This window comes from Rhodosalinus sediminis (assembly GCF_003385555.1).
GTDB lineage: Bacteria > Pseudomonadota > Alphaproteobacteria > Rhodobacterales > Rhodobacteraceae > Rhodosalinus > Rhodosalinus sediminis.
The window spans coordinates 161,056-175,008 of sequence record NZ_QOHR01000002.1; the positions used below are offsets into that span (position 1 = coordinate 161,056).

Consider the following 13,953-nt stretch of genomic DNA (forward strand, 5'->3'; position numbering starts at 1 on the left):
GGCGGTGCCCCGGCGTTGGCCCCGGACGGTGCTCTGCGAGCGGCCCGCCCGCGCGCCCGACAGCCCCGCGATGCGCCGCGGGGCTGCCGGATCTCCGTGCCGGGACGGTCAGTCCCGCGTGACGGTCACGCCCTCGGCGTCGATCCCGTCGGCGAGCGTGGAGCCGGTCACGGTGGCGGCGCCCGCGCCCGCGTCCTCCTGCACCAGCTCGAGGCCCGTGTCGTCGCCGTCGTCGTTGTTGCCGGTGATCGTGCCGGTCACGGTCACGGTGACGTCGCCGCCGTCCTCTTCCTCGAAGACCGCGCCCTTGCCGCCGTTGGCGGTCGCGATGCTCGCGGTCATCGCGCCGACGACGCCGCCGGCGTCCGCCTCCGAGTGCTTGAACGCGTCGTCGGCGTTCCCGGTGCCGGTGGCGCGTAGGTAGCTCGCGAGGATGTGGCCCGCGCCCTCCTCGTCGTAGTCCACGCCCTCGTCGAAGTTGCCGCGGATCTCGCTGTCGATCATCAGGCTGCGCAGGTCGCCCGCGCCCGCCTCGTCGAAGTCGATGCCGTCGTCCACGTCGATGCCGATCTCGTATTCCGCGACGCTGCCGTCGTCGTGCAGATCGACCTCGCGCTCGAAGCAGCGGTCGTCCGGCGTGCCGGTGACGTCGCCGGGGATGTCGGCCTCGGCGCGCGCGCCGGCCTCGAATTCGCCCTCCGGCGCCTCCGGCATGAAGGCGGCGAGCAGGTCCGGGTGGCAGTAGGCGCCGTTATCGACGAAGCGCGCGCCCCGGATGGTGGCGATCACGTGGCCCGCCTGCCCCTCGTCGAGCTCGACGCCGTCGGCGCCGACGCGGGTGAAGGTGCTGTCGAGCGCGACGAGGCGGATGTCGCCCCCGGCGCGCTCGTCCACGCGCAGGCCGTCGGCGTCGAACTTGCCGTTGCCCACGTCGTCGATGGTGACCGCGTTCAGATGCACGGCGATCGAGGCGGGCGAGCCGTCGCCCGCGCCGCCGCCCCCGCCGCCGCAGGCGTCGGCGAGCGAGCAGTCGGAGACATGGACGCCGTGGTTGGCGACGCCCGCCACCGTCACGTTGTCGAGGGTCAGGCGCACGGTGCCCTGCTGGTCGTCGCGCACGTCCACGAAGATGCCCTTGCCGGCGGTGGCGCCGTCGAGGTCGCCGCGCGCCTCGATGTCGAAGCCGCCCGGCCCGCGGAATGTGAGATCGGTCACCGTCAGATCGGCGCCCGCGCTCGCGGCGAGGAGCGTCGTGTTCGCCGCGGTCGAGATGGTCTGCCCGTTGCCGAGGATGGTGAGCGGGCCGGTCCCGGCGTAGTCGAGCGTTTCGGCGATCTCGATGTCCTCGGCCGTGACGATGGCGATCTGGGCGCCGCCCTCGCGCTCGGCCGCCGCGGCGAGCGCCGCGCGCAGCGAGCCCGCGCCCGTGTCGGCCGCCGTGGTGACGAGGATCGGCGCCTCGGCGAGCGCCGGGGTGGCGAGCGCGCCGAGGGCGAGCGCCGCCGCCGACAGGCCGGATTTCAGATGTGTCTTGCGCATTGCGGGTGTCCTCTCTGTCCTGCGTTCCGCTGGGGCACGCCTTAGAGAGAGAGGAGGTCACAGGACCGTGACAGGCCCCGCAGCCCGCCGAGCGGCGCGGCTCAGGCCGCCTGCGCGGTGCGGGCGCGGGCGGCCGGGCGCTCGGCCCGGCGTTCGCCGAGCATCAGGAGCGCGGGCGTCACCACCAGGGTCAGCACCGTCGCCACGACCAGCCCGCCCGCGATGGAGGAGGCGAGCTCGGTCCACCACTGCGTCGAGGGCGCGCCGTAGACGACCTCGCGGCGGAAGAAGTCGATCGAGACGCCGATCACCATGGGCAGGAGGCCGAGCGCCGTCGTCACCGAGGTCAGCACCACGGGCCGCAGGCGCTGCGCCCCGGCGCGGAGCGCGGCCTCGAAGGGGCTCTGCCCCTCCCGGCGCAGCACGTTGTAGGTGTCGATCAGGACGATGTTGTTGTTCACCACGATCCCGGCGAGCGCGATCACGCCGATGCCGCCCATCACCACGCCGAAGGGCCGCCCCGTCACCAGAAGCCCGAGCATGACGCCGGCGACGGAAAAGACGATCGCCGACATCACGACGAACGCCTGGAAGAAGCTGTTGAACTGCAGCACCAGCACCGTGAACATGAGCGCCACCGCCACGGCGAAGGCGACCGAGAGGAACTGCGCCGCGTTCCTCTGTTCCTCCGCCTCGCCGGCGAAGCTCCAGGTCACGCCGTCGGGCAGCTCCGTCTCCTCGAGCGCGGCGCGCAGCGCCTCGGTCTGGTCGTTGACGAGAAGCCCCGGCGCCACGTCGGCGGCGATGGTCACCACGCGGCGCTGGTCGATGCGGTTGAGTGTGCCGGTGCGCGGCACCGGCTCGAAGCTCACGAAGTTGCCGATGGGCACGAGCCCCTGCGCGGTGGGCACGCGCAGGCCGCGGAGCTCCTCGAAGCTGCGGCTCGCCGACGGGAAGCGCACGCGGATGTCCACCGTGCCGTCGGCGTAGCCGGGGCGATAGTCGGCCACGGTGATGCCCCGCGTCAGCAGCTGCACCGCCTGCCCGAGGAGCGTCACGTCCGCGCCGAAGCGCGCCGCCTGGCTGCGGTCGAGCTGGAGGCTCCACTCCACGCCGGGCAGCGGGCGGGTGTCGGTGACGTCGGTGAAGCCGCCGATCCCGGCCATGCGGGCGAGCACCTGCTCGACCGCGGCGTCCTGCACCTCCGGATCGGAGGCGCGCAGTTCGAGTTGCACGGGCTTGCCCTGCGAGGGGCCCTGCTGCTGGGCCTGCACCTCGGCCTCGATGCCGGGAATTTCGGCCATCTCGGCGCGGATGTCGGCGCCGATCTCCTCGGCCGGGCGGCGCCTGTCCCACTCCGTGAGCTCGAGTTGCAGGGTGCCGATCACCTCCTCGTCGGCGCGCTGCGTGCCGCCGGTGCGGGCATAGACGGTCTCGACGCCGTCGTAGCGGATGAGCCGGCGCTCGACCGCGCGCACGAGGGTATCCTGCTCGTGGATCGAGAAATTGTCGCGCGCGCGCAGCGTCACCTGCATGAAGTCGGGCTCGACCTCCGGAAAGAAGATCACGCCGCGCCCGTACTCGGCGTAGCCGCCCACCGAGCCGATCAAGAGCGCGACGGCGAGGCCGAGCACCGCCCAGGGCCGCAGCACCGCCCATTCGACGAGCCGCGCGTAGCGCCCCGTCCAGCCCCCGGCGCGGCGCGGGTCGCCCGCCTCGGATTCGTGCAGGAGGCGCTTCGCCGCGGCCGACTGCGGCTGCGCCCGCCCGATCACCCCGCCGAGCACCGGAATGAAGACGAGCGCCATGGCGAGCGAGGCCGAGAGCGTCAGGATCACCGTCAGCGGCAGGAAGCGCATGAACTCGCCCACCGTGCCGGTCCAGAAGAGAAGCGGAAAAAACACGCTGAGCGTCGTCACCGTCGAGGCGATGATCGGCCAGGCCATGCGCTTGGCCGCGGCGGCGTAGGCCGCGGGCGCCGCGGCGCCCTGCTGCAGCTTGCGGTCGGCGAGCTCGGTGGTGACGATCGCGCCGTCCACCAGCATCCCCACCACCATGATGAGCGAGAAGAGGACGACGATGTTCATCGTCTCGCCCATCGCCCAGAGCGCGCCCACCCCGCTCAGGAAGGCGCCCGGAATGGCCAGCCCCACGAGCACCGAGGGCCGCCAGCCCAGCGCCCAGATCACCACGATCATCACCAGAAGGACCGCCGCGATCACGTTCGCCTCGAGATCGCTGAGGATGTCGCGGACGTATTCGGACTGGTCCTGCATGTAGTCCACGCGCACCGTCTCGGGCCAGTCGGCGGAGGTCTCCTCGATCACGCGCTTGGCGGTCTCGACCGTCTCGATGATGTTGGCGCCGACGCGCTTCTTGATCTCGAGCGCGAGCGCGGGCTGGCCGTCGATGCGCGCGAAGCCCGTCGGGTCCTCGAAGCTGCGCCGGATGGTGGCGACCTCGGAGAAGGTGACGACCGTGTCGCCGCGCACCTTCACCGGCAGCGCCATGACGTCCTCGATGTCCTCGATCAGCCCCGGCACCTTGAGCACGATGCGCCCCGCGCCGGTCTCGATGGCGCCGGCGGCGATCAGGCGGTTGTTGCGCTGGATCTGGCCGATCAGCTCGTCGAAGGAGATGTTGTAGGTCTCGAAGATCGTGGGATCGATCAGCACCTCGACGAGCTCGTCGCGCGCGCCGCCGATGTCCACCTCCAGCACGCCGGGCTGCGCCTCCAGCCGGTCCTGGAGCGTGTCGGCGATCTGGTTGAGCGCGCGCTCGGGGACGGGGCCGGAGAGGATCGCGGTCAGCACCGGGAAGAGCGCCGTGTTGACCTCGTTGACCGAGGGTTCGGTCGCGTCGTCCGGCAGATCGGGGCGCGCGCGGTCCACCGCCTCGCGCACGCTGTCGAGCGCCTCGTCCGAATCGAAGCCCGCGTCGAACTCCAGCGTGACGGAGGCCGAGCCCTCGCGCGCCGTCGCGCGCATCTCGTCCACGCCGGTGACGCTGGCGAGCTCGGTCTCGAGCGGCTCGATCAGCAGCCGCTCGGCGTCCTCCGGCGCGATGCCCTCGAGCGTGGTGATCACGTAGATCACCGGGATCGGCACCTCCGGCGCCGCCTCCTTGGGGATCTGGACGTAGGCCACGCCCCCGAAGGTCAGAACGAAGACGAGCAGCATGACGACCACGCGCGCGCGGGCGAAGGCCGCGTCGATCACGGCCCTCATGGCGCGTCGTCCTCGGGCGCCGCGCGGGTCTCGAGCAGGCGGTCGCGCATGCGCCCGAGCTCCAGCTCCTCCTCGGGGCGCGCCGCGACGGACTCGCCCTCCGAGACGAAGCCCTGCCCCACGGTGATGATCCGCGCCGGATCGGGCAGGCCGGTGACCCAGACGCCCTCGGTGCCCGCGCGCACGATCTCGACCGGGTGGAAGGCGACGGTGCCCTCCTCCGTCACGGTCTTGATCCCGAGCCGCCCGGCCGGGTCGAGCGAGAGGATCGCGGGCGAGAGGAAATGCGCCGCGACCTCGCCCTTGGGCAGGCGGACCTGCGCGCTGACGCCCGCGGGGATCGCGCCGTCGGCGTTGGCGATCTCCACCTCGGCGGCGAAGGTGCGGGTCTGCGGATCGGCCGCCGCGCCGAGGAAGGCGACGCGCCCCTCGCGGCGTTCGCCGGTGACGACCTCCACCTCGGCGCGCTGGCCCTCCGACAGCGCGGCGATCTCGCGCTGGGGCACGCTGACCGAGACGGTGAGCGGCGTCAGGTCCACCACCCGCGCGACCGGCGTGCCGGCGGAGACGAACTCCCCCGCCTCGATGTCGAGCGATTCGAGCCGGCCGGCGAAGGGCGCGCGGATCTCGGTATCCTTCAGCGCCTCGCGCGCCTGAGTGAGCTGCGCCTCGGCGGCGGCGAGGGCGGCGCGGGTGCGCGCCACGCGGTCCACCGTGCCCGCGCCGCGATCGAGAAGCGTCTGCGCGTTCTCGAAATCGCGGCGGGCGCGGTCGACCTCTTCCTGCGCCTGTTCGAGTTGCGCGCGGGCGCGGTCCTGCGCGACGCGCGCGATGAGCTGACCGGCCTCGACCGCCGCGCCCTTGGCCACGGCCACCTCGGCGACGCTGCCGGTCGCCTCGGCGCGTACCTGCGTGTCGCGCTCGGGCTCGGTCTCGCCCTCGGCGACGAAGACGCGCATCACGGGCTCGGCGGCGGACTCGCGCACGGCGACCTGCACCGGCGCGGGCCCCTCGCCCTCGGCGGTGGCGGTCGTGGTGTCGCCCGTGGGCAGGACGTAGCCGCTGCCGAGCCAGGCGGCTAGCGCGACGATCGCGGCGAGCGCGAGCCACTTGGACCGGCCCGCGCCCGGGTCGCCCTCGAAGGTCAGAGCGTCCGGCCGGTCCCCGGCCGCGCCCGTTTCGGGATCAGATGCCATGCGCTCCCTCCGCCCGTGCGCCGCGCCCCGTCCGCGCACGAGAGGCCAACACGGTCACGCCGCACGGGGTTCCGAAACGCGCGCGCCGCGGCCCGGGGGCCGCGGCGCCGGGCCTCACTCCTCGCCTTCGTCGGCGGTGGAGGCGTTGAGAAGGCCGTATTTCTCGATCCCGAGCTTCTCGATCAGGTCGAGCTGCGTCTCGAGGAAATCGATGTGGCCCTCCTCGTCGGCGATCAGCTCCTCGAAGAGGTTCTTCGTGACGTAGTCGCCCACGCTGTCGCAGTGGTTGCGCGCCTCGATGTAGAGCGTGCGCGCCTCGTGCTCGGCGGCGAGGTCGCACTCCATCGTCTCCTTGAGGGTCTGCCCGATGCGCAGCGAGTCGAGCTTCTGCAGGTTCGGATGCCCCTCGAGGAAGATGATCCGCTCGACCAGCTTGTCGGCGTGGTGCATCTCCTCGATGCTCTCCTCGCGCGACTTGTTGGCGACCTTGCCGAAGCCCCAGTCGTCCTGAAGGCGGTAGTGCAGCCAGTACTGGTTGATCGCCGTCAGCTCGCTGCGCAGCGCCTTGTTCAGGTACTCGATGACCTTGTCGTCACCCTTCATCGCGATCTCCTCTGCGAAATATCTTTCGTAGAGTGCGCAATTTGCCCGGGCGCCGCAACCAGTCATGACCGCGCAGCCGCGCCGCGCGGCCCGCGGCGCGCCCGGGGCGCGTCAGCCCGTCTCGCCCTGCCGCGGCGCTTCGCGCAGGCGGCGCAGTTCGGCGGGCACCTGCAGGCTGTCGCAGGCCCGCATGCTGTCGATGAATAGCGGCAGGCAGCCGCCGCAGTCGGCCTTCTTGCCGAGGGCGCGGTAGACCTTGCCGGGGGTGATGAGCGTGTCGGGGTCCGAGGCGCGCATCCAGTCGACGGCGCGGCGGATGTCGTCGCGCGAGATGTTCATGCAGTGACACACGATCATGGCGTCCTCCCGGCGGGGCCGGCCGCCCCGCGTCGTCCTCTGGTCGTCCGGGCGGTGCGCCGTCCTTGACCTCGCGCAAGGCGCGCCGCGCCGGAGCGGGGCAGGACTGACTCGGGCGAGTCGTTTTCCTGCCCGCCCTTGAAATCTGAGTAGATCGCTCGGAAAAGTCAACGCCAGTGTCGCGCACCACGGCACACCGACGCGAGGAAGGGGCCCCGATGCACCGCTGGGCGATCGTCACCGACCTCGACGGCACGCTGCTGGATCACGCGACCTACGACTGGACGCCGGCGGCGCCGACGCTCGCGCGGCTGCGCGCGGCCGGGGTTCCGGTGATCCTCGCAAGCTCCAAGACCGCCGCCGAAATCGGGCCCCTGCGCGACACGCTCGGGCTCTCCGGCGTGCCCGCGATCTGCGAGAACGGCGGCGGGATCGTGCCCCCCGGCGCCGGGGCGACGCCCGACCGCGCGGAGCACGCGCGGGTGATGGCGGCGCTCGCCGGGCTGCCCGCGGAGCTGCGCGCGCCCTTCCGCGGCTTTTCCGAGATGTCGGTCGCCGAGGTCGCCGCGCTCACCGGCCTGCCCGAGCGGGAGGCCGCGCGCGCCCGCGACCGGGCCTTCACCGAGCCCGGCGTCTGGACCGGCGCGAAGGCGGCGCGCGCCGCCTTCGCCCGCGCGCTCGGCGCCGCGGGCGTCGCCGGCCGCGAGGGCGGGCGCTTCCTGACCCTCGGCTTTGGGGCGACGAAAGCCGACCGCATGCGCGAGGTGGCCGCGTCGCTCGGGGCGACGCATCTCCTCGCGCTCGGCGACGCGCCGAACGACGTCGAGATGCTCGAGGTCGCCGACCGCGCCGCGATCGTCGCCAACCCGCACCGCGCCCCCCTGCCCCCGCTCGAGGACGAGGCGGCGGGGCGCATCCTGCGCACCCGCGCCCCCGGCCCCGAAGGCTGGTCCTGCGCCGTGGAGCGGATACTCTGCGAGGCGGGCGTCGCGCTCTGACGCCGGAGACCGAAGGAGCGGCACCGTGGCGGATTTTCATCAGAACGGACAGGTGGCGACGCTGCACGACCTGCGCTCGGTCTCGCCCGAGACGCTGACCCACGCGGTGGCGACCTTCGTGCGCGACCGGCCGGTGACGCTGATCCTGCCCTCGCTCTACTCGGAGCTCGAGGGCGAGGCGCTGCCGCGCATCCTCGACGAGATCGCGCAGGTGCCGTACCTCAGGCGCGTGGTGATCGGCCTCGATCAGGCCGACGCCGCGCAATACGCCGAGGCGGTGCGCTTCTTCGAGCGCCTCCCGCAGGAGCACGTCGTCATCTGGAACGACAGCCCGCGCCAGCGCGCGCTCGGCGACCGGCTGAAGGCGCACGGCCTCTATCCGTCGGAGCCCGGCAAGGGGAAGAACGTCTGGACCTGCATGGGCTACATGCTGGCGCGGCGCGACACCTGGGTCGCGGCGATCCACGATTGCGACATCCTCACCTATTCGCGCCACATGCTGACGCGGCTGATCTATCCGGTGGTGAACCCTAATTTCTCCTATCAGGTCTCCAAGGGCTTCTACCCCCGGCTCGGCGACGGGAAGATGAATGGGCGGGTCACGCGGCTCCTGGTCTCGCCGCTGCTGGTGGCGCTGCGGGTGGTGGTGGGCGACCGCGACTTCGTCGATTTCCTGCGCAGCTTCCGCTATCCGCTCTCGGGGGAGGTGGCGCTGCGGACCGCGACGCTGCCCGACCTGCGCATCCCCTCGGACTGGGGCCTCGAGATCGGCGTGCTGAGCGAGGCCTGGCGCAACCTCGCACCGAAATCCATCTGTCAGGTGGAGATCTCCGACGCCTACGACCACAAGCACCAGGCGCTCTCGCCCGAGGACGCGGCGACCGGCCTCAACCGCATGTCCACCGACATCTGCAAGGCGATTTTCCGCAAGCTCGCCGCCGACGGCACCGTCTTCACGCAGAACACCTTCCGCACGCTGAAGGCGGTCTACTACCGCACGGCGCTCGACATGCTGGAAAGCTACTACAACGACGCGGCGATGAACGGGCTGACCATGGACCGTCACAAGGAGGAGCAGTCGGTCGAGCTCTTCGCCGAGAACATCATGCGCGCGGGACAGGCCTTTCTCGACAACCCCTTCGAGACGCCCTTCATCCCCACATGGAGCCGCGTGAACGCCGCCGACCCGGAGCTTCTGGGCGACATGGTGGCGGCGGTGGAGGCCGACCTCGCCGAGGCGCGGGTGACGTCCTGTCGCAGTCAATCCTGACCAAATTGCTCTGATTCCGCTTGACGGGCCGCGCCGGGCGCATGTACCCGACAAATACGGTCGGGAATGCGCTGACGCACCCGACCGCACGCCCACCGGGACCGCCCCGCAGAGGAGACAGAGCATGCAGACCCTCAAGAGCTTCGCCGCCGCCGCCGCGCTCGGCCTCGCCGCGACCGCCCTCGCCGCCAGCGAGGACGGCGAGATGCAGCATTACAACGTGGTCGAGTCCGAGACGCTCGAGGCGGCGCTGACCAATTTCGTGGACTACAACGCCAAGGTGCGCGACGTGCTCGCGCGCGAGGATCTCTCCGTCGCCGACATGGAGGAAATCCACGAATACACCTACACGATCGAGGCGGCGCTCGCGAAGATCAACGAGGAAATGGGCGCCCTGCCCGAGACGCTCGAGGCGCTGCACCTCGCCTCCGAGGATCACGACGCGGCCGAGGTGCGCAGCCTCGCCGCGACCTACTTCGAGACCGCCGCCGCGCTCGCGGAGTGACGCGCCGGGGCCGGGCCGCACGCGCCCGGCCAGGTCACGCGCGCGCCGCCCCGTCGCCGTTGGCGATCCAGCGGCACTGATAGGGGGCGAGGCGGATCGGCGCGCCTGCGGGCGCGATCGCCTCGCCCGAGAGCAGATCGCGCCAGTCCTCCCCGTCGATCAGGTTGATCGCCGAGGGCGCGATCTCCACCGGCTCGTGGCTCACGTTGTGCAGCGCGAAGATCGACTGCGCCCGGTCGAGGCTCTGCCGCCATAGGCCGAAGACCCGGTCGTCGAGCTGCAGCGTGAATTGCGTGGCGTTCGGGTGAAAGGCCGGCTGGCGCCCGCGCACGGCCATGCGGGCGTGGATCCCGGCGAGCGCGCGCGCCTGCGTCGAGGCGGGATCGTCGAGCCGCGCCTGAAGCGCGGGATAATCCCAGCGGTGGCGATTGATCGCCCGCGCGACGCCGGTCTTTTCCACGCCGGCGTGGTCGTTCCCCGTCGCCAGCAGCGCGTGGATGTAGAAGGCCGGGATGCCCTCCAGCGCCATGACGATCGTCTGCGAGCAGAGAAACCGCGCCATGTGATGATCGGTGCGCCCGTCGCAGGTGGCGCCCAGCGCGTCGAACCACGTCACGTTGAGCTCGTAGGGCGTTTCGCTGCCGTCCGGCGCGGTGCGCATGGACACAAGCCCGCCCTGCCCGCGCACGCAGTCGATCATGCGCGCGGCCTCCTCGGGCGGCAGGATGCCCTCGGCGGGCCGCATGCCGATGCCGTCGTGGCTCGCCGAGAAGTTGAGGTAGGCGCAGCCCATCTGCGCCGGCGGCATCCCCTGCTGCCAGCGGATGAGATACCGCGCCGTCCCTGATTGCAGCGCGTGCAACAGGAGCGGGGGCAGCGAGAAGTTGTAGACGACATGCGCCTCGTTGCCGTTGCCGAAGTAGCTCAGGTTCTCGGCCTTGGGCACGTTCGTCTCGGTCACGAGGATCACCGGCTCCACCGCATAGTCGCAGAGAAGCCGCATCAGCCGCACGATGGCGTGCGTCTCGGGCAGATGGATGCAGGGCGTGCCGATCACCTTCCAGAGGAAGGCCACCGCGTCGAGGCGCAGGATGCGCACCCCGTTGTCGATGTGCAGCCGCATGATCGCGAGGAACTCGAGCAGCACCTCCGGATTGCGGAAGTCGAGGTCCACCTGATCGTGGCTGAAGGTGCACCAGACGTGCGCCGACCCCTCGGCCGTCTCGACCCGCCGCAGGAGAGGATGCGTGCGCGGGCGCACCACGCCGCTCAGGTCGTCGTCCGGGTCGGCCTCCATGAAGAAACGATCGAAGGGCGCGTGGCCCTGCAGGTAGGCGGTGAACCACGGGCCCTGGCTCGAGACGTGGTTGAGCACGAGGTCCGACATCAGCTTGAACTCAGCGCCGATGCGGCGGATGTCGGACCAGTCGCCGATGCTCGGGTTCACGGCGCGGTAATCCGTCACCGCGAAGCCGTCGTCGGAGGTGAAGGGGAAGAAGGGCAGGATGTGCACCCCGTCCACCGTGCCGCGCAGGTTGCGGTGCAGGAAATCGCGCAGCAGGTCGAGCGGCTTGTGCACCCCGTCCACGATCGAGTTGCCGTAGGTGATCAGCAGCGCGTCGCGCTCGGCCCAGAAGTCGTTGGAGGGCCGGCGCGCGTGGCGCCGGCGCGGGCGGTCCTCGGGCCAGAAGGCCGCGACGATGCGCGCGGCCAGTTCGGCGCGGTCGGCCTGCGGATAGATCGCCGCGATCAGATCGTGAAGGCGCGCGTCGAAACTCGATGCCATCTGCGGTGCCGTCCCTCGAACCCGCGCGACAGCATAATCCCTGCGCGCGCAACCCCAAGCCCCCGCGGCGAAATTCGGGCGCCGGGGCGGGCGGTGTGCTGAAAAAGCGGGTGGGGCGGCCGCGCCCCCGGCCCCCGCCGACGCGGGCGCGCCCGCTCAGCCGCGCGGGCGGCTCCGGTCGTCGAGCAGCCGCTCGAGCGGCGGCGCGTCGGAAAGCGCCCCGTCGAGCGCCTGCCCGAGGATCTGGCCCCAGTCGGGCGGCGGGGCGGTGTCGCGGGGCGCAGCCCGCCGCTCGGCCGGCTGCTCGGGGCGCGGGGTGTGGGACGTCATGCCTTGTCTCCCGGCGATGCGCCCCAAAGCCTGACCGTTTCACTCAGGCGAGTCAATCCCCGCGCGGTCAGGCCCCCGAGGGCCGCACCTGCCCCGCGCCGCGCCGGCCCTGCCACCAGTTCCAGCCGAGGATCACCGCCAGCGCCGCGGCGCCCGCGATCTCCATCCGGATGTCGGGATAGAAGAGCCCCACGGTCGCCGGCACCGCGACGAGGCGCGAGACAGGGTCCATCGGCGCGAAGAGCCACCCCTCGATCGCCGCGGCGAAGGCGATGAGCGCGAGCACCGCGGTCAGCCCCGTCCAGAGCACGAGGGGCACCGGCCCGCCCTGGATGATCTCGGGATTGTAGACCATGAAGAGCGGGATCAGGTAGAGACCCTTGGCGAACTTCCACGCCTGCACGGAGGTGTCCAGCGGCTTCGCCCCCGCGATCGCCGCCCCCGCGAACCCCGCGAGCGCGATGGGCGGGGTGACGTTGCTGTCCTGCGAATACCAGAACACCACCAGATGCGCGATCAGGAGCGGAACGCCGAACTCCTCGGTCAGCGCGGGGCCGACGAGCACGATGAGCACGATGTAAGCCGCCGTCACCGGCAGCCCCATGCCGAGCACGAGGCTCGCGATCAGCACGAGGATCAGCGCGAGCAGCATGTTGCCGCCCGAGAAGGCCACCATCATCGACGAGAACTTGAGCCCCAGCCCGGTCAGCCCCACGACGCCCACGATGATGCCCGCCACCGCGCAGGCCATGCTCACCGCGACGGCGTTGCGCGCCCCCAGCGCCAGCGCGCCGAGGATCATGCGCACGCCGCCCGTGAGCGCCTCTTTCACCCGCTCGAGCGAGGCGGGCCGCCCCGCGCGCGGCTCGAAGACGAAAATGTCGAGACAGGCGCGCAGGCCGGCCACGCCGATCACCGTCAGGATCGCCCAGAAGCCCACCCGCATGGGCGAGAGGTTGTTGACCAGAAGCCAGACCAGCAGGACGAGCGGGATCACGAATTGCCAGCCGTCGGCCATCACCCGGGCGACCCGCGGCAGCTCGTCCTGCGGCACGCCCTCCATCCCGCGCTTCATCGCGACGATGTGCACGAAGAGGTAGACGGTCCCGAGGTAGAGCACCGCCGGGAAGATCGCGAGCACGACGATGTCGATGTAGGGAATGCGCGTGTATTCCGAGATGAGGAAGGCCCCTGCCCCCATCAGGGGCGGCGTGATCTGCCCGCCGGTGGAGGCCGCGGCCTCGATCCCGCCGGCCTGCGCGCGGCGGTAGCCGAGCCGCTTCATCAGCGGGATCGTGAAGGCGCCGGTGGTCACCACGTTGGCGATCGCCGAGCCCGAGATCGAGCCCATGCCGGCGGAGGCGAGCACAGCCGCCTTCGCCGGCCCGCCCGGCCGCTTGCCGGTCGCCGCATAGGCGAGATCGATGAAGAACTTGCCCGCGCCGGTCACTTCCAGAAACGCGCCGAAGAGGACGAAGATGAAGACATAGGTCGCGGCCACCCCCAGCGGCAGGCCGAAGATGCCCTCCTGCCCGAGGTAGAGCTGGCCCACCAGCCGCTCGAGCGAGGCGCCCCGGTGCTCCATGATGCCCGGCAGCCACTCGCCGAGCCACGGCAACTCGCCGCGCGAGCCGGCGAGCGCGTAGAGGATCGCGACGAGGCCGATCACCGTCATGCCGAGGCCGACCGCGCGGCGGCAGGCCTCCAGCACGGTGACCGTGGCGAGAATGCCCATCCAGATGTCGGTCTGGCTCCAGAAGCCCGCGCGGTTGATGATCGCGTCGAGGTTCCAGGCGATGTAGCCCCCGCTCGCCGCGCCCGCGGCGAGGAACACCGCGTCCACCGCCCAGCCGAGCGGCCCGCGCGGGCGCTCGCCCCCGGTGACGGGGAAGATCAGGAAGGCGAGCACGAGGATGAAGCTCAGGTGGATCGTGCGCTGGTAGAAGAGCCCCAGCGGCTCGATCCCCGCCCCGTAGAGCTGAAAGAGCGAGAGGCCGATCCCGACGAGAAAGACCGCGATCGCCACGGTCCTCGGTTGCCGCCCCACGGGCGGGATCAGCGGGCCGTCCTGCGCGCCCGGGGGCGCGCCTGCCCCACCCTGCGCGCCCGGGGGCGCGCCTGCCGGTGCGCTCTCTGTCATCG

Annotated in this window: 11 protein-coding genes; 3 read left to right on the forward strand and 8 right to left on the reverse strand. The window is 71.6% G+C overall.

What is annotated here, in order from left to right; translation table 11 throughout:
• Positions 1 to 108: 108 nt before the first annotated feature.
• The 5 genes from DRV84_RS02635 to DRV84_RS02655 all read right to left on the reverse strand — a co-directional run bounded on the left by DRV84_RS02635 (position 109) and on the right by DRV84_RS02655 (position 6,922).
• Complete coding sequence (locus DRV84_RS02635) at positions 109 to 1,539, reverse strand: hypothetical protein (RefSeq protein WP_115978307.1); 1,431 nt, start codon at positions 1,537 to 1,539, stop codon at positions 109 to 111.
• Between the two features lie 101 nt (positions 1,540 to 1,640).
• Positions 1,641 to 4,766 carry an efflux RND transporter permease subunit gene (locus DRV84_RS02640; RefSeq protein WP_115978308.1) on the reverse strand — a complete coding sequence of 1,042 codons (3,126 nt, stop codon included), beginning with the start codon at positions 4,764 to 4,766 and terminating at the stop codon, positions 1,641 to 1,643.
• Positions 4,763 to 5,962, reverse strand: coding sequence for an efflux RND transporter periplasmic adaptor subunit (locus tag DRV84_RS02645; RefSeq protein WP_115978309.1), 1,200 nt, complete (start codon positions 5,960 to 5,962; stop codon positions 4,763 to 4,765). The genes DRV84_RS02640 and DRV84_RS02645 overlap by 4 nt, the downstream gene beginning before the upstream one ends.
• 114 nt (positions 5,963 to 6,076) lie before the next feature.
• Positions 6,077 to 6,565, reverse strand: coding sequence for a bacterioferritin (gene bfr / locus DRV84_RS02650; protein ID WP_115978310.1), 489 nt, complete (start codon positions 6,563 to 6,565; stop codon positions 6,077 to 6,079).
• 111 nt (positions 6,566 to 6,676) lie between these two features.
• On the reverse strand, positions 6,677 to 6,922 hold the full coding sequence (locus DRV84_RS02655; protein WP_115978311.1) for a (2Fe-2S)-binding protein: 246 nt from the start codon (positions 6,920 to 6,922) through the stop codon (positions 6,677 to 6,679).
• 218 nt (positions 6,923 to 7,140) lie between these two features.
• Between DRV84_RS02655 and DRV84_RS02660 the strand changes: the two genes are divergently transcribed.
• The 3 genes from DRV84_RS02660 (at position 7,141) to DRV84_RS02670 (ending at position 9,695) form a co-directional block, all read left to right on the forward strand.
• The gene (locus DRV84_RS02660) at positions 7,141 to 7,920 is read left to right on the forward strand and encodes an HAD-IIB family hydrolase (RefSeq protein WP_115978312.1); all 780 of its coding nucleotides are present in this window, start codon (positions 7,141 to 7,143) and stop codon (positions 7,918 to 7,920) included.
• A 25-nt stretch (positions 7,921 to 7,945) separates the two neighbouring features.
• Entirely contained in the window at positions 7,946 to 9,190 is a 1,245-nt protein-coding gene (locus tag DRV84_RS02665) for a glycosyltransferase family protein (RefSeq protein ID WP_115978313.1), read from the forward strand.
• A 124-nt stretch (positions 9,191 to 9,314) separates the two neighbouring features.
• A complete protein-coding gene (locus tag DRV84_RS02670; protein WP_115978314.1) occupies positions 9,315 to 9,695 on the forward strand; it encodes a DUF6746 family protein in 381 nt (126 codons plus the stop codon).
• Positions 9,696 to 9,729: 34 nt separating this feature from the next.
• On the opposite strand, the gene DRV84_RS02675 is transcribed toward DRV84_RS02670, so the two are convergent.
• The 3 genes from DRV84_RS02675 to DRV84_RS02680 form a co-directional block, all read right to left on the reverse strand.
• Positions 9,730 to 11,481, reverse strand: a complete 1,752-nt coding sequence (locus DRV84_RS02675) for a sugar phosphorylase (protein ID WP_115978315.1) — start codon at positions 11,479 to 11,481, stop codon at positions 9,730 to 9,732.
• Between the two features lie 156 nt (positions 11,482 to 11,637).
• Positions 11,638 to 11,811: a hypothetical protein gene (locus tag DRV84_RS15550; RefSeq protein ID WP_158547730.1), complete on the reverse strand. Its 174-nt coding sequence runs from the start codon at positions 11,809 to 11,811 to the stop codon at positions 11,638 to 11,640.
• Positions 11,812 to 11,878: 67 nt separating this feature from the next.
• Complete coding sequence (locus DRV84_RS02680) at positions 11,879 to 13,951, reverse strand: TRAP transporter permease (protein ID WP_115978316.1); 2,073 nt, start codon at positions 13,949 to 13,951, stop codon at positions 11,879 to 11,881.
• Positions 13,952 to 13,953 lie beyond the last annotated feature (2 nt).

Coding starts and splice junctions, on each gene's coding strand:
- DRV84_RS02635 (WP_115978307.1), bottom strand. CDS start 1,539: ATGCGCAAGACACATCTGAAATCCGGCCTGTCGGCGGCGGCGCTCGCC.
- DRV84_RS02640 (WP_115978308.1), bottom strand. CDS start 4,766: ATGAGGGCCGTGATCGACGCGGCCTTCGCCCGCGCGCGCGTGGTCGTC.
- DRV84_RS02645 (WP_115978309.1), bottom strand. CDS start 5,962: ATGGCATCTGATCCCGAAACGGGCGCGGCCGGGGACCGGCCGGACGCT.
- bfr (WP_115978310.1), bottom strand. CDS start 6,565: ATGAAGGGTGACGACAAGGTCATCGAGTACCTGAACAAGGCGCTGCGC.
- DRV84_RS02655 (WP_115978311.1), bottom strand. CDS start 6,922: ATGATCGTGTGTCACTGCATGAACATCTCGCGCGACGACATCCGCCGC.
- DRV84_RS02660 (WP_115978312.1), top strand. CDS start 7,141: ATGCACCGCTGGGCGATCGTCACCGACCTCGACGGCACGCTGCTGGAT.
- DRV84_RS02670 (WP_115978314.1), top strand. CDS start 9,315: ATGCAGACCCTCAAGAGCTTCGCCGCCGCCGCCGCGCTCGGCCTCGCC.
- DRV84_RS02675 (WP_115978315.1), bottom strand. CDS start 11,481: ATGGCATCGAGTTTCGACGCGCGCCTTCACGATCTGATCGCGGCGATC.
- DRV84_RS15550 (WP_158547730.1), bottom strand. CDS start 11,811: ATGACGTCCCACACCCCGCGCCCCGAGCAGCCGGCCGAGCGGCGGGCT.
- DRV84_RS02680 (WP_115978316.1), bottom strand. CDS start 13,951: ATGACAGAGAGCGCACCGGCAGGCGCGCCCCCGGGCGCGCAGGGTGGG.